This is a genomic window from Alteribacillus sp. HJP-4 (genome assembly GCF_042139015.1).
GTDB lineage: Bacteria > Bacillota > Bacilli > Bacillales > Marinococcaceae > JBHIKY01.
Genome location: NZ_JBHIKY010000029.1, coordinates 11,207 through 31,913 on the forward strand (window position 1 = coordinate 11,207; position 20,707 = coordinate 31,913).

The following is a 20,707-nucleotide window of genomic DNA, read 5'->3' on the forward strand; positions in this document are numbered from 1 at the left end:
ATACATGTAGAAATTTTAATGAAACTTGAAAAACTCGATTCTGGGTTTCTACTTCCGCGTTGATTCGTGACAAAGCGAAACCACAAAAAAATCCTGCAGCCTCGAAAGGCATGCAGGATTCACTTCTGTAATTAATCATCTTCCATTGTGGAAAGATCGCCTGTCGGCAGATCAAGCTCCCAAGCTTTGAGAACACGGCGCATAATTTTACCGCTTCTCGTTTTCGGAAGCTTGTCGCGGAATTCAATTTCTCGCGGAGCAGCATGAGCTGCAAGCTCCTTTTTCACAAATGTCCGAATTTCTTCTTTTAATTCATCTGTGATCTCATATCCACTGCGGAGTGCCACAAACGCCTTAATAATCTCTCCGCGGACGGGATCCGGTTTTCCTATAACACCTGCTTCTGCAACAGCCGGGTGTTCAACGAGCTTCGATTCAACTTCAAACGGACCAACACGCTCTCCAGCCGTCATAATCACGTCATCAATTCTGCCCTGGAACCAGAAATAGCCGTCTTCATCCATGTAGGCTGAATCTCCGGATACATACCAGCCGTCCAGTTCAAAGTAACTATTATACTTTTCTTCTCTATTCCAGATCGCTCTCATCATTGATGGCCAGCCTGCGCGAATTGCCAGGTTCCCCATCCGGTTTGGAGGAAGTTCATTACCCTGATCATCAATAATTGCTCCTACCACACCTGGGATCGGTTTGCCCATTGAGCCTGCTTTGACTGTCATGCTCGGGTAGTTACAGATCATCATCGCCCCGGTTTCGGTCATCCACCACGTATCATGAATACGAAGGTTAAATACCTTTTCACCCCAGCGGACAACTTCCGGGTTCAACGGCTCCCCGACACTTAAAATATGACGGAGGCTGGAAAGATCATAATTCTTCACCAGTTCATCCCCCGCGCTCATCAGCATCCGGAATGCGGTTGGAGCACTGTACCATACAGATACATTATACCGCTGCAGCGTATCATACCAGTCCTGTGGGCTGAAACGGCCGCCGCGCACCACATTGGTCGCTCCCGTCAGCCATGGGCCGAATATACCATAGGAGGTTCCTGTTACCCAGCCCGGGTCGGCTGTGCACCAATATACATCGTCATCCTTCAGATCGAGTACCCATTTGGCCGTCTGATAATGTTGAAGCATGGCATTATGAACATGAAGCACGCCTTTTGGTTTTCCGGTGGAACCCGAGGTATAGTGAAGAATTAATCCGTCTTCCCGATCCACCCAGACGGTGTCAAAGGAATCGGATGCATTATTCATTTTTTGTTGAAAATCGATGACGGTTCCACCTTCTTTTACCTCTTTTCCTAATACGAAAGACTTTTGTAGGTTAGGCAGATCATCGACCGGCACTCTTTCAAGCAGATCCGGGGTAGTGACTAATGCTTTGGCGTCACTATCCTCGAGCCTGTCTCTAACAGCGCCCTCCATAAAGGCTTCAAATAACGGTCCGACGATGGCCCCGCATTTAATAGCGCCGAGTACTGCAAAATAAAGCTCTGGAGAGCGCGGCATAAAGATAAAGACACGGTCGCCTTTTTCAATCCCCTCATCACTGAGCATGTTTGCCGCTTTGTTCGACATTTTTTTCATATCTTCAAACGTATATGATTCATCCCGGTTTGCGTCACTGTAATATAACGCCACCTGATCTTTTTTATCTGGATCCTCCGCGAAGCGGTCAATTGCTTCGTGAGCCATATTCACTTTTCCAGTCTCGCTCCAGGTAAAAGCTTTCTCTGTCTCGGACCAGTCAAATTTTTCAGCCAATTCCTCGTAGCTTTCCAGATTGTGATTTCCCTCTTTTGGTGGAAGCGTTTGCACTTTCATTTTCATCTTCCTCTCTGCTATGTCTTTTGTGTTCTAATACACAGTATAATATATTATGATTCTTTCTTCAATTTATAATAGATACCCGCTCCCCTCTGATTTATCAATTATAGTTTCTATACCATTCGAAACTATTTTGCTAAACTACAGATTTTTTGAATATAAAAAAACAACAGTAAAGGGCAATCATGTATAATATTAATTAATTCTCATGCTCTGGTCCTCCGCTGCCCGTGCAGGCGGAAAAACCTGAGATAAAGGTGGTTCAGGAATGATTCATAAAAAAAAGTATTATTCCAGGGAATTAATATTTGAGGGGAAGTCACTTCTTATTGAAGGGCCTCTTTCCGGAAAAAAGATACACGAATATGATTTTCACGAAGGCCTTGTCGCCTTTCGCCCGCCGGATGAACAAAAGAAAGCGTTGATTGGTATAGCCGACCTGCCGGAAGGGCGTATCAACGCCGTCATCGATGAAAATACTATTGTCGGATATGTCACGTTTGTTTATCCAGATGCCCTTGAGCGCTGGTCCGAGGCGAATATGGATAATCTTCTTGAGCTTGGAGCAATTGAGATCGCAGATGAATACCGCGGGGCAAAACTTGGCACAAATCTATTGAAATTCTCTATGCTTGACGACGCCATGGAAGACTTTATTATTATCACAACCGAATATTACTGGCATTGGGACCTTAAGGGAAGCGGCCTGTCGGTGTGGGATTATCGGAAAGTGATGGAGAAAATGATGAATGCCGGCGGACTTGAATGGATGGCTACCGATGATCCTGAAATCAGTTCTCACCCGGCGAACTGCTTAATGGTCCGGATCGGCTCGAGAGTAGATAATAATTCAGTTCAGAAATTTGACAGTGTCCGTTTTTCTAATCGGTTTATGTATTAACATACATAAGGGAAACTTTATCATTTTTCAAAAAGAAAACGCTTTACTAAATAGAGGTGAAAACATTGCTAGTCGAAGAAATAATGCAAAAAAACGTAATTACCGTCTCAAACAGCACTTCCATTAAGGAAGCAATGGCATTGCTGCATAAACATCGGATCCGCCATATTCCTGTTATTGAACAGGATCAGACTATTACTGGAATTATTTCCGACCGTGACATACGCGACGCCAGTCCTTCTATTTTTCATGCTGATTATCATACCGATGATCTGGAACGTCCCGTCTCCTCCATTATGAAATATCCAGTTATCACCGCACATCCGCTTGATTTTATTGAAGAAGCAGCCGTTGTATTATATGAAAATGAAATCAGTGCACTGCCTGTTGCAGATGAACATGACAAACTGATCGGTATGCTGACGGAATCTAACGTTTTGCATACGCTTGTGAAACTGACCGGTGCTCATCAGCCATCCTCGCGCATGGAAATTAAAGTCCCGAACATCGCCGGCCAGCTCGCAGAGGTATCCACCATTTTAAAGGACAACAAAGTCAATGTAACGAGTGTGCTCATATATCCTCATAAAAACGCTGAATACAAAATCTTAACTTTCCGTGTGCAGATGATGGACCCCCGCGTACCAATTGAGAAATTACGGGCCCAGGGCTATGAAGTCATGTGGCCGCGCATTCCGGGGATGTCAAGATGATACAGCCGGCAGCATTTATTTATTCAGAGGATCAATTAAAATACAAATTCAGCGAGGATCATCCATTCAATCATCTGCGTCTTCAACTGACGCACGATTTACTCGACTATTTGGGAGCATTGGACGAGAATCAGATTGTCACCCCACGTATGGCTTCGGATGAAGAAATCGGACTTATCCACGATAAATCTTATATAAATGCCGTAAAAGCAGCCGGGAAAGGGGAGCTCAGCCCCGGTATAGCCAATAACTACGGTCTTGGAACAGAGGATACACCCATTTTCACAAACATGCACGAAGCCTCAGCACTACTTGTCGGGGGAACGTTAACTGCGGTGGATATGGTAATGGAGGGAAAATCGCAGCACGCTCTTAACCTCGGCGGGGGACTGCATCACGGATTTAGAGGGAAAGCCTCCGGGTTTTGTATTTATAATGACAGTTCCATTGCGATTGAATACCTCCGCCAAAAATACGGTGCCAGAGTATTATACATAGATACCGATGCTCATCATGGTGACGGGGTTCAATGGGCATTCTACGAGGACCCGGACGTCTGTACGCTTTCCATTCACGAAACCGGCAGATATTTGTTTCCCGGTACCGGAAATGTAAATGAGAAAGGCCATGGCCAGGGCTTTGGTTTTTCTATTAATATTCCGGTGGATGCCTTTACGGAGGATGCTTCTTTTCTAGAATGCTATGAAACCGCCTTCCGGGAAATTATTGAATTTATTAAGCCGGATGTTATTTTGACTCAGAATGGAGCAGACGCTCACTATCACGATCCGCTCACTCATCTATCCTCCTCAATAGAAACCTTCCGGCAGGTGCCAAAGCTCGCCCATGAGCTCGCCCATGAATACTGTGGTGGGAAATGGATTGCGGTCGGAGGCGGCGGCTATGATATTTGGCGGGTAGTTCCAAGAGCATGGTCGATGATCTGGCTTGAAATGACTGATCAGACCTCGAAAATGAATGGTCCCATACCGGTAAAATGGCTGGAAGCCTGGCAGCAGAAAGCACCGGTTCCACTGCCCTCCGACTGGACAGATCCAGATGATTTATATCCTGTTATTCCAAGGCAGGGAGAAATCACTGATAAAAATCGAAAAACTCTGGAGAAAGCCCTCTATCATATCCGAAACGAGAAAAAATAAAAATCTGTTGTGGTCCACATGGGAGCACAACAGATTTACTCATTTATTAGAATATATGCTGCTACACATCGCCTGCAGATTCTAAAAGCTCGTCCTCAAAAGCCGGGTCTGAGATAACGATAACCACCCGTCTGTTGGTGCGAAGATTTTCTTTAGAATCATTCGGAGCAATCGGTCTTGTTTCTCCATATCCCGTCGCAATGAAACGGTCGGCGTTCAGATCAGTGATGTCCGTCAAAAATCGGATAACACTGCTTGCCCGTGCTCCGGATAACTCCCAATTTGAAGGATAACGGTATGTAGAAATCGGACGGTCATCCGTATGACCTTCAACCTTCACTAGATTTGGAAGTGTATCAAGCAGAGTCGCTACTTTATTTAAAAACGGTTCCGCTTCTGGAAGGATATCAGCTTCTGCTGTATCAAACAGCAGCTGCTCCTGCAGAACCAGGACCACACCCCTGTCATCACGGGTCGCTGAAATGTACTCATTTAAATCATTTTCTTCTAAATACTCTTCCACTTCTACGAGCAGACGCTCTAATTCCAGTTCATCCTCCTCCGCCCCACTTTCCTCTTCCTGTGTCAATGTCTGGGCTTCTGCCGCCGCTTCGTCCTCATTATCATTCGGGTTATCCGCCTCTTCCACCGCTGGAAAATATTCTAAAATATCACGTGTTTGAAAGGATTCTGAGATTGCCTCGAATTTTTTTGCATCAATGACTGACATTGAAAACAGCATCACAAAGAACACAAGGATCAGCAGGATCATATCTGAGAAGGTGACCATCCATCTCGGTGAGCCTTTCTCGGGTTTACGCTGCCTATGCTTCATTGGCGAGCTCCTCCCTTTCCTCGAGCTCCTCCTGCTTTCCGCTTTCTCTCACAAAAGCTCCAAGCTTCTCTTCAAGAATCTTAGGATTCTGACCGGACTGTACACCAATAACTCCTTCGACAATGATCTGCTTTAAGAAAACTTCATCGTCTGTTTTCTGTTCAAGCTTGCTTGCCATCGGCAGAAACACAAGATTGGCGAGCACCGTCCCATACAGAGTAGTAATAAGGGCAAGCGCCATGTTCGGCCCGAGCGTGGCAGGGTCCTCAAGCTCCTGAAGCATCAGGATAAGGCCGATCAGCGTTCCGACCATCCCCCAGGCAGGTGCATACTCTCCTGCTTTTTCAAAGAGGAGCCTTCCTTTTTTATGACGTTCTTCCATAGCTATGACCTCTGCCATCATAATATCTTTAATGATGTCAGGCTCAATTCCGTCTACCGCAAGTAAAACGCCCTTGCGGATAAAAGTATCCTCCACCTCATCGAGACCTGCTTCTAATGCCAGCAGACCCTCTCGTCTTGCTGTCGTGGAAAGATCTATAAATGTTTCAATTAATTCTTTTAAATTGTTATCTTCATATCGGAATGCTTCCTTTGCGACCGAAGGGACCAGCTTAATATCCCTGGACGAAAAATTTATGAGTATTGCTGCAGCTACACCACCAAAGACAATTAAAAAGGAAGCGAGCTGGATGAACATAACGACAGAACCGCCGCCGGCATTGGAGAAAATAGCAAATAGTAAAGTAGTTACCCCTAAGACTATCCCAATGGGGGTCAATATATCCATTTTTTTCATATTATCTTTCTGACTCCCCGTAAATAAAATTTGCTGCACCAATCACGTGCCGGCCCGATTACAGTTGTTACAGAAGCTTTGTAGAGTCCCGGTATTCCAGGCGGTGAGGTAAAACGACAACCTCATCCGATACTTCTTCCTTGTTCATATACTTCGTCAGCAGTCTCATGGAAACAGCTCCAATATCATACATCGGCTGTACTACTGTAGTTAAGGTTGGCCTTACCATTGTAGACAGTCTTGTATTATCAAAACCGACAACCTCCACATCCTCAGGCACATTAATTCCTTTATCCTGAAGGCCGTGAATGACGCCGAGAGCCATCTCATCCGTTGCGGCAAAGATAGCTGTCGGAGGCTCGGCATGATCCATGAGACGTTGTACTGCCTCAATTCCGGAATCATACGTATAATCGCCGACCGCGACAAGCCCCTCGTCAAACTCTTTCTCTTTTTCTTCATGGGCTTTCTTATAGCCGCTGAATTTTTGAAAACCGTTGACTGGATCCTCGAGGGAGCCTGACACCATTCCTACTTTGTTATGGCCAGCGTCCATTAATTCTGTTACCGCATCAAATGCTGCCTGGTAGTAATCGATATTTACAGATGGAATTTCACGCTGCTCATCAAGAGTAGCTGCAAGAACAACAGGTACTGGAGAGCGTTTGAACTGTTCCACGTGCTCCTCTGTAATCTCTCCACCCATAAACAGAATTCCATCCACCTGCTTTTCAAGCAATGTATTAATTAAGTGAATTTCTTTTTCTTTGTTTTGGTCGGAATTACATAAAATAATATTGTACTTGTACATGGTTGCGATGTCTTCAATTCCTCTGGCCAGCTCTGCAAAAAAGATGCTGGATATGTCAGGAATGATTACTCCGACTGTTGTCGTTTTTTTGCTGGCAAGACCGCGTGCTACCGCGTTGGGACGATAGCCAAGCCTTTCAATTGCATCAAGAACCTTTTTTCTCGTTGCCGGCTTAACATTCGGGTTCCCGTTCACCACGCGCGAAACGGTTGCCATAGATACTCCTGCTTCTCGTGCTACATCGTAAATGGTTGTGTTCACTGGAAATCCTCCTTTTTTTTCCTTTCATTCTACTTTCATAACGTAGTGTTATCATATTATAACTGAAGGAGGTTCCGCAATCGCTTTCCCTAGTTATATCGGAACGTTTATGAAAATTTATAGAAGAAAGAGTAAAAACTCTACACAAAATTATACACTATTCATGGTGCACAAAGCGAAAACGCCTCCCATTCATGGGAGACGCTGCTCTTATATTATAACTTATACAGCCCGGATTCACGCAATTCTTTTAGAAAATCATTGAATTGAGGAATATCCATTTGCTGGGCGGAATCTGACAGAGCCACAGCAGGATCCGGATGCACTTCAGCCATCACCGCGTCAGCACCAATGGCAAGCGCTGCTTTTGCGGTTGGAAGAAGCAGATCTCGGCGGCCTGTCGAATGGGTAACATCCACCATCACCGGCAGGTGTGTTTCCTTCTTCAAAATCGGAACTGCTGAAATATCCAGTGTATTTCTGGTTGCTTTTTCATACGTCCGAATGCCGCGTTCGCATAAAATAATGTTCTCATTGCCTTTTGCAAGAATATATTCTGCACCCTTGATAAACTCATCAATCGTAGCAGAGATCCCGCGTTTGAGAAGAACCGGCTTGTCGGCTCCGCCGACTTCTTTAAGAAGCTCAAAGTTCTGCTGGTTACGGGCGCCTACTTGGATGACGTCGATGTAATCAACTGCCATCTCTACATCCTTCGGGTTTACTATCTCACTTATAACAACCATATCGAGCTCTTCCCCTACACGCTTAAGAATTTCCAGACCTTCTTTTCCGAGTCCCTGAAAATCGTAAGGTGACGTACGAGGCTTAAATGCTCCGCCGCGCAGGAGCTTTAGTCCCTGTTCCTTCATAGCAGATGCTACTTCGTAAACCTGCTCGTAGCTTTCTACGGAGCAAGGTCCCATCACAAGACGCTGATTGCCGTCCCCGATTTTTTCCCCTTTCAGATCAACAATCGTGTCTTCTGATTTTTTCTTTCTGGAAACAAGCAGTGCTTTACGATTGTCATCTTCCTGAAGCTCCAGGCTGACCTGGAAAATCTGCTTAAATAAATGCTGAATCGTAGATGTTTCAAACGGACCGTCATTATGTTCAGCGATCTTATCAAGCATATCTCTTTCACGGACAGGATCGAACCGCTTTTGTCCTGATTTGCTTTTCACCTGACCGATATCCTGGACAATACTCGCTCTCTCGTTAATCAGGTCCAGCAGCTTCAGGTTCACATCATCTAATTTTTCTCTCAGTGCATCAAGTTGTTCATTACTCATCCTTGTCTCCACTCCTTATGGTAAGTTTCCATTATTTCTGTAAAATAAGGCTTTTCTTAATGATTAGGACCTATTATAAACGAATAATCTTAGTATGTCAGCCCTTTTTTCTTTATTAATTAAACGCTTTTAAGTATTAAAGCAAAAAATGCTTATTTATTAGCAATTACAAAGTTTTCTGACTATAAAAAGAATATTTGTATGAATGGGTAAAAGCATGTTACTTGAGATAAATCAGCGTGTTTTAATGCTCACAACATCTACTTATTTACAATATAGTCTCTCAGAAGGATGGTGTATCGTCCCGTGGGAAACTAACAATGTATCTCATGAAGAATCTACCGTACGACATAAAATTTGTTCAAATAACAGATCTCCTGTCCGCATACAGCCTTCCGGAAGAATCCACCAGTTATCCTCGATAAGCAGCAGCGCTCCCGTAAGTAACTCGCCGCCCTGCAGGACCAGGTGACAGCGTCACGTGAGCGCGTTCGAGCAGCTGCCGGTATAAAAAAAGAACCGGGACCCCGGTTCTTTTCGGTACTTCTGTAAATATTAAGACTGGCGGTTCGCTTCCTCTTCAACGGAAGAATGGAGCGCACGCACATCTTCTTTTACACTTTCGGACATTTCATCTTCAGTCTGATCAAGATCATCAGATAACTCCTCTGCAAGCTGATCAGCCGATTTTTCAGAATCAGAAGCATCCTGTTTTATATTTCCTGCTGCTTCCTTGACACGGTCATACAGCTGATTGGACTGCTCTGATACATTTTTTGCGATCGTAGAGGATTTGTCCTTCGCATACGTTGCCCATTCGTTTCCTTTATCATATGCATTCGAAGTGAATTCATTTGTCTTTTCCTTAGCGCTGTGAGCGTTTTCTGTGATATCGTCACGAAGCTCCTTCCCTGATTTAGGAGCGAGCAGCAGTGCTGAACAAGCACCAACAATTCCACCAATTAGCGTTCCAATTACAAAATCTTTCGTATTCATATCTGACATAATAAATTACCTCCTGTCCATAGTTGGGAATTCTTCATTAGTTTTCTCTTTTTGCTTCTTCTTTTCCTGCCACTTCGAATACAAATCAATAGCAGCATTTCCCCATTGCATCGCCTGTGCTACCTGTGCGGACTGCTTTTCAGATTGCTTTGACACGGAATCAGACATATGACGGAAGGATTGATTGACGGAGTCAACCGATTTCCCTACATTTTGTAATGACGAAACAAGTCCATTGAGAGATTCTGTCTTGTGCTGTACATCTTCCGCAATCAGGTTAGATTTTTGAACAAGCTGCTCTGATTCTTTTGTGATTCCACCAACCTGCTTTTCAAAACTTTTTAAAGTCCCAGCTACACTTTCCATTGTACTGGAAGCTGCTTTTAATGTCTTTACAACATATACGACAAGCGCAGCAAATGCAATTGCCACAATTAAGGCGCTTATGTACAATAATTCCATGGCCTGCACACCTCCTTCTGTTATTACTACCACATTTCTCAGCACCTAAAACTTCGATTACTGTTTTATTGATATATTTTTTCTGGAAGCATTACTATAAATTTCTACATCTATTGTGGGTTTCCTTTATTATTTGTAAAAAGACCGTCTTCTAAAATAGAAAACGGTCCAAATATCCTAGATATACTGTTCTTCGTATGCCCTTTGGAACTTTTGAATATCTCCTGCACCCATAAATAAGATGATTCCGTTCTCATGACGGTTCAGGATATCTGTCTGTTGTTCTGTAATAACGGTGGATCCAGGTATTTTTTCCTTAAGATCCTCAATCGACAAGGTACCGTCCTGTTCTCTGGCAGAACCGAAAATATCGCAAAGGTAGACGTAATCTGCCATGTTCAGACTATCCGCGAACTCTCCGAGGAAGGCTTTTGTTCTCGAAAAGGTATGCGGCTGAAACACAGCGATCACGTCCCGTTCGGGATATTTCTGCTTCGCTGATTCAAGTGTGGCTCTAATTTCTGTCGGATGGTGGGCATAATCATCAATCAGCACCTGCCCGTTCACCTCTTTTTCAGAAAAACGGCGCTTCACCCCCGGGAATGTCAGAAGCTGTTTTTTCATTAAGTCTGCCGGCATCTCTTCATAGTGACAGAGCGCAATAACGGCCAGAGCATTTAATACGTGGTGGCGGCCGAAACCTGGTATCGTAAAGGTCCCATACCTGTCGCCGCGGATGAGAACATCAAAGGAAGTGCCATTTTCGTCTGTCTGGATATTTTCAGCGTTGAAATCATACTTTCCATCTAATCCATAATAGACAATGGGAACCGGAGCATTTATTTTCTGAAGATGTTCATCGTCTCCACAGGCCACTATTCCTTTTTTTACTTTTCGTGCCATACTTTCAAATGCGTCAATAACGTCCTCGATGTCACGAAAATAATCTGGATGATCAAAATCGATATTGGTCATGATCGCATAATCCGGCTCATAATTTAGAAAATGTCTGCGGTATTCACAAGCTTCAAATACGAAAAATTTACTGTCTTCTTCTCCTTTGCCTGTGCCGTCACCGATCAAGTATGTCGTCGGCTTATAGGCACCGAGCACATGAGAAAGAAGGCCTGTGGTCGATGTCTTTCCATGAGAGCCTGTTACAGCCACCGAGGTGAACTGATTTAAAAATTGGCCAAGAAAATGGGGATAGCGGTGTACCGTCATACCCATATCTTCTGCCTGCTTTACTTCTGCGTTATCCGGTCCGTAGGCAGGTGAAGCAATCAAGGTTTGATTTTCTTTAATATTTTCCTTTTGAAACGGCAAAATAGATATACCCTTTTTCTCCAGCGGTAGCTGAGTGAAGAATTTTTTTTCAACATCCGAACCTTGCACTGGAAAATTCATATCATGAAGAATTTGTGCCAAGGCGCTCATTCCTGAGCCTTTTATGCCTATAAAATGATAGGTATTCATAATTAGTGATCCTCCATCTTATCCTACTGCACGACCTGTTATATTCGCTGCGGACAGGAAATTGGTGATTGTAATTTTGATGCACTTTTCCCATTATAGCAAATACAGCGGTTGTCTCCAATCCGTTTAAAAGTCCTGCTTTTGAAAAACGAATCAGTACTTTTGAATTGTATTATTTTTTTTGGCGGAGCCACAATAAGCCATGCTCCTTCATACTTGTCAACTGTCTGCTGCGTTCTGTTTCCAGAGGCGGTGTAAGAGGTAAAATAAAATCTGTAAGCTCAAGAGGTGCCGGATTAGAGATAATTCGATGCTGAAATCCGCAATAGACGGATCGAACCAGCAGCCATTCCTCCTTCACATCAATGGAGAACATCGACTTTGGGAGAAGGGATACAGTTTTTCTTTCCCCCGATTGAAGGCTCTCTGTCTCCAGCAGCTGATCGTGGTTTTCTTTTATCTGCAGCGGCTCCAGCACTGATGTCATGACAAGTCCTGCGAGCTGAAGCTCCGGTGCTGACAGTTTATCCGCCTGTTTCTTAATGAACATGTCAAACAAATGTGTCCCAATAACGGTAATATAATCAAAAGCAAACCAGTCCTCGAAAAACACACTCCAGCCGGGCTGATCTACCTCATCTACATTTATTTTTACTTTTTCTGCAAAAATATGCTTTGCACGGACTTTTTCGCGGAGGTTCGTATTCGGTCCAAGCCACTGCTCAAAGTCAGTAAGCAGCTTTATTAAGTTTTCATCCGCATTTTGCTGCTTTTCACGTCGGAATGCAGCAAAATCTGGAGTGGATGAAGACATGCCTGAAACCTCCTTTGCCAATTTATTCGTGTTCAATATATTCGAGACGGGGATTTGGACGGTATCTGCGCCCGGATTTTGCCTCATGTTCCCCGTTAATTTTCACATTATCTCCTGTAAAGCCTATATGAATTTTCAGCAGACTGCTGCCTACGCCGTACATATCTACAGGCACCTGCTGGCTTTCATACTCTTCTATTCTTTCGGCGGTAAATCCGCCGCTGGCTAAAATTTTAACATGCTGGAATCCTTCAAGATCAAGTGCATCACGGAGGGCAAAAATCAAAGCTGGATTTACTCCGCGGGGATCAAATGAACCCATTACTTCCGGGTTTCTGCAGAAAAATTGATCCACCATGCTGTTGGAGGTATCGATGCGCACCCCTTTTAATTCATCCTTGAATACTCGTGCTACCTTTAGAGAATCTGTGATGACATCATTATTATAATCTACAAGTGCCATTAAATCGTCCTCTGGAAATGTTTCCTGATAGGCCCTGGTCGCTGCTACTAAATCGCCGTTAAAGAGCTGGATCAGCGCATGCGGCATCGTTCCAATCCCTTTTTTGCCCCACCATTCATGCATTGCATGCGTAGCCTGTGCCTTAGAGCCTCCGATATATGCCGCATATCCGTCGCCTGCCTGCTGGGTGAAATGATCGTCACGGTCCCCCATAAAAATCACAGGCTTTTGAATGCCGGACTTTCTTGCTGCTTTTACAACATTATATACATTGGTGGCAACCGATGTGCGTCGGGCAAAAATCCCGTCGATAATCCCTTCGAGGAATCCAAAATTCTGATATGGACCGGTAATAGTAAGCACCGTTTCAAACGGCTCTATTTTATTGCCATCCTCGAGCGAATGAATTTCAAGCTCCTCAGGATTGGCTGCGAAGGTTTTAATAAGAGCTATCACTTCATCTGTGCCACACAGCACCGCATGTGTTTTTTGAAAAAACTGCATCGTTACGAGTTCATCACGTTTATATTTTTCCGCAATTGCTTTGGTTTTTAAAAAATAAACAGCTGAGAACCAGCCCTCCCGGACACGTTCATCAAATTTAAACGTCTTGTTGGTCAGCCTTTTTATTTCTCCACGCATTTTTAGTTCGATTTCTTTTTTCATATTCTGACTCCTTGATGGTGATTAGACATTTCTGCTATGTAGTGTTTTGTTTCAAACAAAAAGACTGTCATCAAAAAGGAAGGCTGCATCCGCGGTATTTCTCCACGCATTTTTAGTTCGATTTCTTTTTTCATATTCTGACTCCTTGATGGTGATTAGACATTTCTGCTATGTAGTGTTTTGTTTCAAACAAAAAGACTGTCATCAAAAAGGAAGGCTGCATCCGCGGTATTTCTGCCGCGGCTATGGGAAATCCCCCATTTATGCGCACCTTTATTCCTTTTGAGACAGCCCTCCGTTTAATCGTACAAAATTTGATGCCGGACTAGTGGGACAGCCCGTTCTTGCCTCGTTCCATCAGAACGGCTTCAATTATTTCCTGTACATCTTGTTCATCCACATCTCGCAAACCATCCTGAAGCACGATTGGTACTTGTCGTTCCTCTTCCTTTAACAATGCCAGACCTTCCGGATACATAAATTCTAACAGTACATCCAGTTGAATCTGCTCCATCGGGCTCCCTCCTCTTTCTAAGAAGTAGCTTACATTGTGAAGTCAGCCTTAGAGAGATACTATTAAATTGTTAAGGCTGGGCGGTGCGGTGGAATCTATAGTATTACATTCATAATATAGAAACTTCAGCGGAATGACAAGGCATACAACTGTGTAAATCCATTTTTTTCTAAGACTGCTGCTTTAACCCTCTATACAAGCAGTTTTTCTTCGATCTCTGAATAGGTCATTAACACGGTACGAGGCTTGCTCCCCATCGGGCCGGAAATAATGCCGCCGGCTTCCATCATATCAATAAGCTTGGCAGCCCGGTTGTAGCCGATCGAAAAGCGGCGCTGCAGAAGGGAGGAAGAAGCGCTCCCCTGTTCCGTTACAAAACGGCAGGCCTCTTCAAAAAGCTCATCTCCGCTTTGCTGCTTGTCTACCTTTTTCACAAGCTCTTCACGCGTAAACAGGTAGGATGGCTTCCTCCGCGACTTTACGAAATCTGTAACGGCATCGATTTCTTCGTCTGATACAAATGTTCCCTGCACGCGAATCGGCTTGGGGGAGCCATTTTCATAGAATAGCATATCGCCTTTACCGATCAGGCGCTCCGCTCCCCCCATATCTAGGATCGTACGGGAATCGGCCTGTGAGGAAACCGCAAACGCCGTCCTGCTTGGGATATTTGCCTTAATTAAGCCCGTAATGACATCAACCGAAGGACGCTGAGTCGCCACAAGTAAATGGATGCCGCATGCTCTTGCTTTTTGGGCAATTCGGCAGATCGAATCCTCCACGTCCTGTGGAGATACCATCATTAAATCTGCTAATTCGTCAATGATAATGACAACGTACGGCATTTTATCGCTCCAGCGCTGCTGGCTATCCATCCGTTCATTGTACTTTTTAATGTCTCTTACTTTTTCATGGGCCAGCTTCTCATAACGATCTTCCATTTCAGCAACCGCCCACTTCAGACCTGCAGTCGCTTCTTTTGCATCGTTGATCACCGGTGTAACAAGATGCGGGATTTCTCTGTATGATGCAAGCTCCACCATTTTGGGATCAATCAGCATCAGCTTGAGCTCTTCAGGTGAAGCTTTATAGAGAAGGCTTAACAAAATCGAGTTGATACAGACACTTTTGCCGGAACCGGTGGCTCCAGCGATAAGTCCGTGCGGCATCTTCTGCAGATCAGCTACTACCGGGGCTCCTGAAATATCGAGCCCCATTGCTACAGTAAGCGGCGATTCTTGTCTTAGAAAGACATCTCTTCTTAGAATTTCACGCAGAAATACCGGCTTACTTTCCGGATTCGGCACCTCTATACCGATCGTGCTTTTCCCGGGGATAGGCGCTTCCATCCGCAGATCTTTTGCAGCCATGGCAAGTTTAATATCATCTGTAAGATTGGTTACCTTGTTAACCTTTACGCCCGGTGACGGCTGTACTTCAAACCTTGTAACAGAAGGGCCTTTCGTGACATCGACGACCTTTGCATCCACATTAAAATTGCGGAGGGTAGAGTCGAGTTGATTTCTCTGCTGCTCAAGGATCTCTGCACTGTTATCCTCTACTGCCGGAGGCATCGCCAACAGCTGCAGGGATGGGAAATCGTCACGCGCGTGTTTTGGCTGAGGATGAGGCGGTACCCTTTCTGCCGACTTAGCAGGAGATCTTTTAGCTGCGCTCGGATGCATCAACACATTAAAAGGTTCTTTTTTTCCTTCCGGCTCCTTCTTTTGGTGATTTCCTTTCTTTAGTGCTTTTCTTGCTTCAGCTTCCTTCCGGCGACGTTCCCTGCGTGATTCACGCTTTTGATTTATTGATACGGGCTCCGCTGCCTCATTTTCCGGCTTTATTTCCATGATATTCTCCACTTCAGCCGGCTTTTCGGGTTCTGCCTGTTCAGGTGCTTCTTCAAGAAGAGCTTCTGACTTTAATTGTTCATAGCTTGCGGCCGCTTCCTTCTCATAAGGAAAATCCACCGGTGTTCCCTGTTCTTCTTCTTGTGAATAAAGATTGTCAGCACGTGATTCGGGATACTCATCGATCGTTTCTTCCGGCAGAGGTATAATCGATTCCGTTCGTTTTTTTAAATAATCCCGGTGCAGAGGTACTTTTTCATATCCAAATACGGGAGAAGGGATATTCTGGGGTTCAAAATCTCTGCCTTGAAAATATTTGCTTTTTTCCAGCGTTTTCTTTTCTGTTTTCTGATCTTGCTTAGATACTGTTTTAGATTCCTTATGTTCTTTTTCACTTCTGGACATTTTCCTCTGTGGATGCTCTTCCGCAAAAGAGTCCCGTCTTGGCGCCTGTCTTCTGGGGGCCTCCCTCTTTGGTGTTTCTCTTCGAGATGTTTGTCTGACAGGAGGCTCCCATCCTCGGGTGTCTCTGCGTCTGCTCTCTCTTCCTGCTGGTGGCTTTTCTGTGCCGGCCGGCTTATATTTCTGCTGGGGCTGCTCACGGCGGACCGCCCGCTTAGGTTCTTCCTCTACATCGAGAGGAAAGCGGAAATTGGCTTTTTTCGGATAGTGATGGGTAATTTTTGCTTCAGGTTCATTATTTGTAAGTAATCGAGAATGTGTTTCCACTCGTGACATTCGCCTGTTTGGTGTTTGATACGTTTTATTGTTATCGGGTTGTTCCTGCTCCTCTATTTCTTCCCCTAATAAAAAATCCTGCATTTTTTTTATCATTCGCTGAAAGGATGACATTTTTTCCTCTCCTTTTGCGTATTTAAAGTAGTTTACTTCCTCTATTGTAAAGGAGCAGAAAAAAAACCACTAGCCCCTGCCAGCGGTTTTTCATATTATCCTGCTTTTTACTCAGCACGGGACTGATATTGAACTAAAAAGTCTGCCCCCGTTTCATAGCTGTCGTCCAGTACAAGAATTCCTTTTTCAGGAGGCGCATCAGCTAGAAACAGCTCTTTCGCTGAACAGATCATGCCGCTTGACGGAACGCCGCGGAGCTTTGACTTCTTAATTTTCATACCGGAAGGCATTACCGTGCCGGGAACCGCAACCGGGACTTTTTGATCCTTTGCCACATTGGCAGCCCCGCAGACAATCTGCAGCGTTTTATCACCTGTCTCTACCTGGCATACGCTTAATTTATCCGCATCAGGATGCTTTTGTTTTTCCTTTACATAGCCGACTACAAAAGGTGGTTCTTCCGGAACTGATATGTTATCTACTGAGAAATCATGATCGCGCAGTGCATTTTTAATCGTCGTGACGAGAGACTCGTCTACAGCCAGAATACCTTTGCCGGAAACGTCTCCATAGGTGGAGGCATGAAAAATATTGTAGCCGGTTGTTTCGCCGCTCTGCAGATGATAAAGCCTAGCGACATTTCCTTTTCTGTCAATGCCGCGTTTTTCTTTATCAATTTCCTTTAAGGATACGAGCAGCGTATCTCCGATGCCCTGCTTATTATAAAATACGTTCATCTTTGTTCTCCTTCCAAGCTTTTTCCGACGCTTATTGTACCATAAGAGCGGAACGTGAAGCGAATTTGCAATCGATCATTTATTTGGTTTTTTTCTAGCAAGAATAAATATAGGTTCAAGCTTTCCATTCTCATACATAAACGGCAGCGCAGTTATCGGGACACGCCCGTTATTATAAAATCGGAAGGAAAGCTGGCCGAGGACATCATAGCCCTGCTCATTCCGGATATCTGCAAGCACAAGCACGTCCTGGTGTGGAACAGCTACAGCAAGATCCCCTTCTACCTCTCCGGCCATTTTTTCGAGAAATGCTTCGTTCAATATTCTACTTGCGTCATAGCCATCATTTGTATTCACGAAGTAAAAGCTGCTCCCTGCTACTTCATCGACCTTGTAGGAAATTTCCAGCGAACGTACGTTAAATAAGGCTGCTTCCTTCAGCTGCTCCTCGGTAAAGCCTTCTTTTTCAACTGTTTCTCTTTCAAGCATCGTGTAAGCATCGCCCATATCAAGTGCATAATAGATTCTCGTCTCTGCCGTATGCTCACTATAAAGCAGAGCCTGGCCCTGTTTCGTTTCAGTTGGAAACGACGTGGAGCGGACCACTGGATAAATATATTTTTCACGGCCCTTGAGCTTCACATCACGCTCCATCGCTTCAAAGGATGTCGTTATAAAGTGAACCGCATCGTCCAGTGCCTTTTCTTTTTCTCTTTCGTATTTGGCCAGCAGCTTATTTAAATCGAGTTCCGCTCCTTTTTTTAATGCCGTATGGTCAACACGGAGCTGATTTGTTTCTTTATCAAAAGTAAAGGAACGCTGCTTTCCTGCAAGCCGTTTTTCAAGTTCCTCACGTAATTCGGGAATTTTCACAATTACAACCTCCTCACACTGCATTCCATAAATCTTATACTAGTTTAACATTTTTTCCAGATGATAACGCAATGGACCGTGCCCTCTTCCTGAGAAACACGGTCCATTCAGCTAGTTCATTTTTGCGAGGGCTTCGTCCAGAAATTGCTTCACTTCCTCCGGTGATTTTCGGCTTTTGCTGACAAAACGATTCACTTCTTTTCCGTTTTGAAAAGCTAAAAAGCTAGGAATGCCAAAAATGCCGTACTCCTGACATACTTCGATAAGCTCGTCACGATCGGCGTGGAAAAATTGAAAACCGTTGTACTGCTCTTCAATTTCAGGCAGTGCCGGTTCAATTACCCGGCAGTCGGGGCACCAGTCGGCAGAAAACATCACTACTGCCTTATCCTGTTCGATCGCTTTTTCAAAATTACCTCGTTCTGTTATAGATTTCACTTCGTAGCCCTCCTTGGATCAGCCTTGATCAATTTTCATATCCCCTAGTTTAATCCAATTTCTTTTTCTCATCCACTCAGACAAACTGAGGCTCACCAGAGCAGGGCCGACAATGTGTAAAAAAAGAACGGCAATCAGTACCCTTGTCTCAAAGCCCATCACAGAAAATGTCATAATCTGCCCTACCAGCCCGCTTGTTCCCATACCGGCGCCGGCAGCATTATTCTCCATGAGAAATACCATCGTAGCCAACGGAGCGAAAATTGCACCGGCAATCGTAGGCGGCAGTAAAATCAACGGATTTCTCACAATGTTCGGCACCTGCAGCATCGAGGTTCCAATGCCAAGCGCTGCCAGTCCCGAGACTTTATTTTCACGGTAGCTGCTGACGGCAAATCCGACCATCTGCGCCGCACATCCGACCGTCGCTGCTCCAGCCGCGATGCCTTCCAGATTAAGCATAATCGCAATCGCTGCGCTCGAAATCGGAGCAGTTAATGCAAGACCCATCAACACTGCTACGATAATTCCCATGACAAATGGCTGCTGATCCGTAGCCCACATGATCAGTTCACCAAACCGCACCAGACCAGCATTAATAGCCGGGCCGATAAAATAAGCCACGGTAAAGCCAATACATATTGTCACAAACGGGGTCACAATAATATCTAGCTTCGTTTCTTTCGAAATAAGCTTGCCCGCTTCCACCGAAAGCAGAGCAGCTAGAAATGCCCCTGCCGGACCACCAAGCTCTGCACCCGCTGCTCCGCTTACGACAGCTGAAAACAGTACCAGTGGCGGCGCCTTTAATCCGAACGCTACAGCAACACCGATCGCCGGACCCATTAAACTCATCGCAAGTGCGCCCATTTCTATAAAATAAGGCCAGTTCAGCTGCTCGCCAACAGTCTGGATAATTAGTCCAATAATCAGTGAAGCAAATAATCCGAGCGCCATATAGCTTAATGAAGTGACGGCATATGTCTTGACAGATATATTTACACCTTTTCGTAAAAAAAATGAATTCATTGTACTCCCCCTGAAACTCTATGTGATATTTTTCACTTGAATTCTAGTTTACCTCGATTGCTTTTCAGGAGGCAAGCATATTATGATGAAATTGAAATAAATACAGAAACACAGCAGGAGGAAATTGTACCATGGAGCTGAACGTATACTTAGCAGGACAAATTCACGATGATTGGCGCGAAGATATCCGCAGTCAGGCCAGGAAGCTGGATCTCCCCCTTACCTTCAGCGGGCCAATGGAAAACCATGACCGTTCTGATAATATCGGAGAAGAGATTTACGGAGACCAGCCGGATAACGTCTTCAAGGATGAAGCCGCATCAAGCATTAACAATCTCCGCACGCAGATCCTCATGCAGAAGGCAGACGTGGTCATCGCACTGTTTGGTGAAAAATATAAGCAGTGGAACAGTGCCATGGATGCCGGCATTGCAGCTGCATCAGGCAAGCCGCTGATTATCATCCGCCCGCGCAATCTTCACCATCCCATCAAGGAGCTTGCCAACAAAGCCCAGGTGGTCGTTGAAACCCCTGAGCAGGCCTTAAAAGCTCTTGCTTATGTTTTTGAGGAGTATTAATAGTATTCATTTAGAAAGAGAATTCCAGCATATGGCTGCGAATTCTCCTTTTTCATGGAGCAATGCCCGTGCCAGGTTCATAAGGTGGAAACCTTCCTCAGGCAACGCTTCAGAAGCTTCAAATGATTGACTGCCTGACAGGCACGGGCTGGTTCGGCGGACACTGGTTCCGTTATTTGCTCCAAACTGTCTAATTTCATCTTGCCGGGAGATCATTCTAACCGCGCCTCCCGCCCCAAATAAACAAACCAATCACTGCAGCAGCCAGCACGAGGTGCGGGGCGATCATTATAAGAAAAAAATCAAAATCCATGAAGAG

General features: G+C 44.7%; 23 protein-coding genes. 4 read left to right on the forward strand and 19 right to left on the reverse strand.

Going from position 1 to position 20,707, the window contains the following annotated elements:
- Window positions 1-131: 131 nt before the first annotated feature.
- The gene (gene acsA / locus ACE4RR_RS18710) at window positions 132-1,853 is read right to left on the reverse strand and encodes an acetate--CoA ligase (protein WP_375536975.1); all 1,722 of its coding nucleotides are present in this window, start codon (window positions 1,851-1,853) and stop codon (window positions 132-134) included.
- 271 nt (window positions 1,854-2,124) lie between these two features.
- Between acsA and ACE4RR_RS18715 the strand changes: the two genes are divergently transcribed.
- The 3 genes from ACE4RR_RS18715 (at window position 2,125) to ACE4RR_RS18725 (ending at window position 4,630) form a co-directional block, all read left to right on the forward strand.
- Window positions 2,125-2,757 (forward strand): GNAT family N-acetyltransferase, encoded by a 633-nt coding sequence (locus ACE4RR_RS18715; protein ID WP_375536976.1) that lies wholly within the window; start codon window positions 2,125-2,127, stop codon window positions 2,755-2,757.
- 65 nt (window positions 2,758-2,822) lie between these two features.
- A complete protein-coding gene (locus ACE4RR_RS18720; protein WP_375536977.1) occupies window positions 2,823-3,470 on the forward strand; it encodes an acetoin utilization AcuB family protein in 648 nt (215 codons plus the stop codon).
- A complete protein-coding gene (locus ACE4RR_RS18725) occupies window positions 3,467-4,630 on the forward strand; it encodes an acetoin utilization protein AcuC (RefSeq protein WP_375536978.1) in 1,164 nt (387 codons plus the stop codon). Before ACE4RR_RS18720 ends, ACE4RR_RS18725 begins: the two co-directional genes overlap by 4 nt.
- A gap of 61 nt (window positions 4,631-4,691) precedes the next feature.
- Here ACE4RR_RS18725 and motS read toward each other — a convergent pair whose 3' ends face one another.
- From motS to ACE4RR_RS18805, 16 genes are all read right to left on the reverse strand, one after another.
- Window positions 4,692-5,465 carry a flagellar motor protein MotS gene (gene motS, locus ACE4RR_RS18730; RefSeq protein ID WP_375536979.1) on the reverse strand — a complete coding sequence of 258 codons (774 nt, stop codon included), beginning with the start codon at window positions 5,463-5,465 and terminating at the stop codon, window positions 4,692-4,694.
- Window positions 5,455-6,264, reverse strand: a complete 810-nt coding sequence (motP, locus tag ACE4RR_RS18735) for a flagellar motor protein MotP (RefSeq protein WP_375536980.1) — start codon at window positions 6,262-6,264, stop codon at window positions 5,455-5,457. The genes motS and motP overlap by 11 nt, the downstream gene beginning before the upstream one ends.
- 67 nt (window positions 6,265-6,331) lie before the next feature.
- Window positions 6,332-7,336 (reverse strand): catabolite control protein A, encoded by a 1,005-nt coding sequence (gene ccpA, locus ACE4RR_RS18740; RefSeq protein WP_375536981.1) that lies wholly within the window; start codon window positions 7,334-7,336, stop codon window positions 6,332-6,334.
- A gap of 215 nt (window positions 7,337-7,551) precedes the next feature.
- Entirely contained in the window at window positions 7,552-8,628 is a 1,077-nt protein-coding gene (locus ACE4RR_RS18745; protein WP_375536982.1) for a bifunctional 3-deoxy-7-phosphoheptulonate synthase/chorismate mutase, read from the reverse strand.
- Between the two features lie 555 nt (window positions 8,629-9,183).
- Window positions 9,184-9,633 carry a YtxH domain-containing protein gene (locus ACE4RR_RS18750; RefSeq protein WP_375536983.1) on the reverse strand — a complete coding sequence of 150 codons (450 nt, stop codon included), beginning with the start codon at window positions 9,631-9,633 and terminating at the stop codon, window positions 9,184-9,186.
- A 6-nt stretch (window positions 9,634-9,639) separates the two neighbouring features.
- Complete coding sequence (locus tag ACE4RR_RS18755) at window positions 9,640-10,095, reverse strand: DUF948 domain-containing protein (protein ID WP_375536984.1); 456 nt, start codon at window positions 10,093-10,095, stop codon at window positions 9,640-9,642.
- A 177-nt stretch (window positions 10,096-10,272) separates the two neighbouring features.
- Window positions 10,273-11,571, reverse strand: a complete 1,299-nt coding sequence (gene murC, locus ACE4RR_RS18760) for a UDP-N-acetylmuramate--L-alanine ligase (protein WP_375536985.1) — start codon at window positions 11,569-11,571, stop codon at window positions 10,273-10,275.
- 172 nt (window positions 11,572-11,743) lie between these two features.
- Complete coding sequence (locus tag ACE4RR_RS18765) at window positions 11,744-12,385, reverse strand: hypothetical protein (protein ID WP_375536986.1); 642 nt, start codon at window positions 12,383-12,385, stop codon at window positions 11,744-11,746.
- 22 nt (window positions 12,386-12,407) lie between these two features.
- Window positions 12,408-13,514 (reverse strand): nicotinate phosphoribosyltransferase, encoded by a 1,107-nt coding sequence (locus tag ACE4RR_RS18770; protein ID WP_375536987.1) that lies wholly within the window; start codon window positions 13,512-13,514, stop codon window positions 12,408-12,410.
- A complete protein-coding gene (locus ACE4RR_RS18775; protein ID WP_375536988.1) occupies window positions 13,511-13,648 on the reverse strand; it encodes a hypothetical protein in 138 nt (45 codons plus the stop codon). Before ACE4RR_RS18775 ends, ACE4RR_RS18770 begins: the two co-directional genes overlap by 4 nt.
- A gap of 191 nt (window positions 13,649-13,839) precedes the next feature.
- Window positions 13,840-14,028, reverse strand: a complete 189-nt coding sequence (locus ACE4RR_RS18780) for a hypothetical protein (protein ID WP_375536989.1) — start codon at window positions 14,026-14,028, stop codon at window positions 13,840-13,842.
- A gap of 191 nt (window positions 14,029-14,219) precedes the next feature.
- Entirely contained in the window at window positions 14,220-16,733 is a 2,514-nt protein-coding gene (locus ACE4RR_RS18785; protein WP_375536990.1) for a DNA translocase FtsK, read from the reverse strand.
- Between the two features lie 107 nt (window positions 16,734-16,840).
- Window positions 16,841-17,470 carry a YtpR family tRNA-binding protein gene (gene ytpR, locus ACE4RR_RS18790; RefSeq protein ID WP_375536991.1) on the reverse strand — a complete coding sequence of 210 codons (630 nt, stop codon included), beginning with the start codon at window positions 17,468-17,470 and terminating at the stop codon, window positions 16,841-16,843.
- A 75-nt stretch (window positions 17,471-17,545) separates the two neighbouring features.
- Window positions 17,546-18,343, reverse strand: a complete 798-nt coding sequence (locus tag ACE4RR_RS18795) for a DUF1444 family protein (RefSeq protein WP_375536992.1) — start codon at window positions 18,341-18,343, stop codon at window positions 17,546-17,548.
- A gap of 111 nt (window positions 18,344-18,454) precedes the next feature.
- Entirely contained in the window at window positions 18,455-18,781 is a 327-nt protein-coding gene (locus ACE4RR_RS18800; protein WP_375536993.1) for a thioredoxin family protein, read from the reverse strand.
- Window positions 18,782-18,799: 18 nt separating this feature from the next.
- Complete coding sequence (locus ACE4RR_RS18805; RefSeq protein ID WP_375536994.1) at window positions 18,800-19,810, reverse strand: PTS sugar transporter subunit IIC; 1,011 nt, start codon at window positions 19,808-19,810, stop codon at window positions 18,800-18,802.
- Between the two features lie 131 nt (window positions 19,811-19,941).
- Between ACE4RR_RS18805 and ACE4RR_RS18810 the strand changes: the two genes are divergently transcribed.
- Entirely contained in the window at window positions 19,942-20,388 is a 447-nt protein-coding gene (locus ACE4RR_RS18810) for a YtoQ family protein (RefSeq protein ID WP_375536995.1), read from the forward strand.
- Window positions 20,389-20,394: 6 nt separating this feature from the next.
- Here the strand turns inward: ACE4RR_RS18810 and ACE4RR_RS18815 are convergent, their stop codons facing one another.
- Both ACE4RR_RS18815 and cydS read right to left on the reverse strand, forming a co-directional pair.
- Entirely contained in the window at window positions 20,395-20,604 is a 210-nt protein-coding gene (locus ACE4RR_RS18815; protein ID WP_375536996.1) for a hypothetical protein, read from the reverse strand.
- A 1-nt stretch (window position 20,605) separates the two neighbouring features.
- Window positions 20,606-20,701: a cytochrome bd oxidase small subunit CydS family protein gene (gene cydS / locus ACE4RR_RS18820; protein WP_375536997.1), complete on the reverse strand. Its 96-nt coding sequence runs from the start codon at window positions 20,699-20,701 to the stop codon at window positions 20,606-20,608.
- Between the last annotated feature and the right edge of the window lie 6 nt (window positions 20,702-20,707).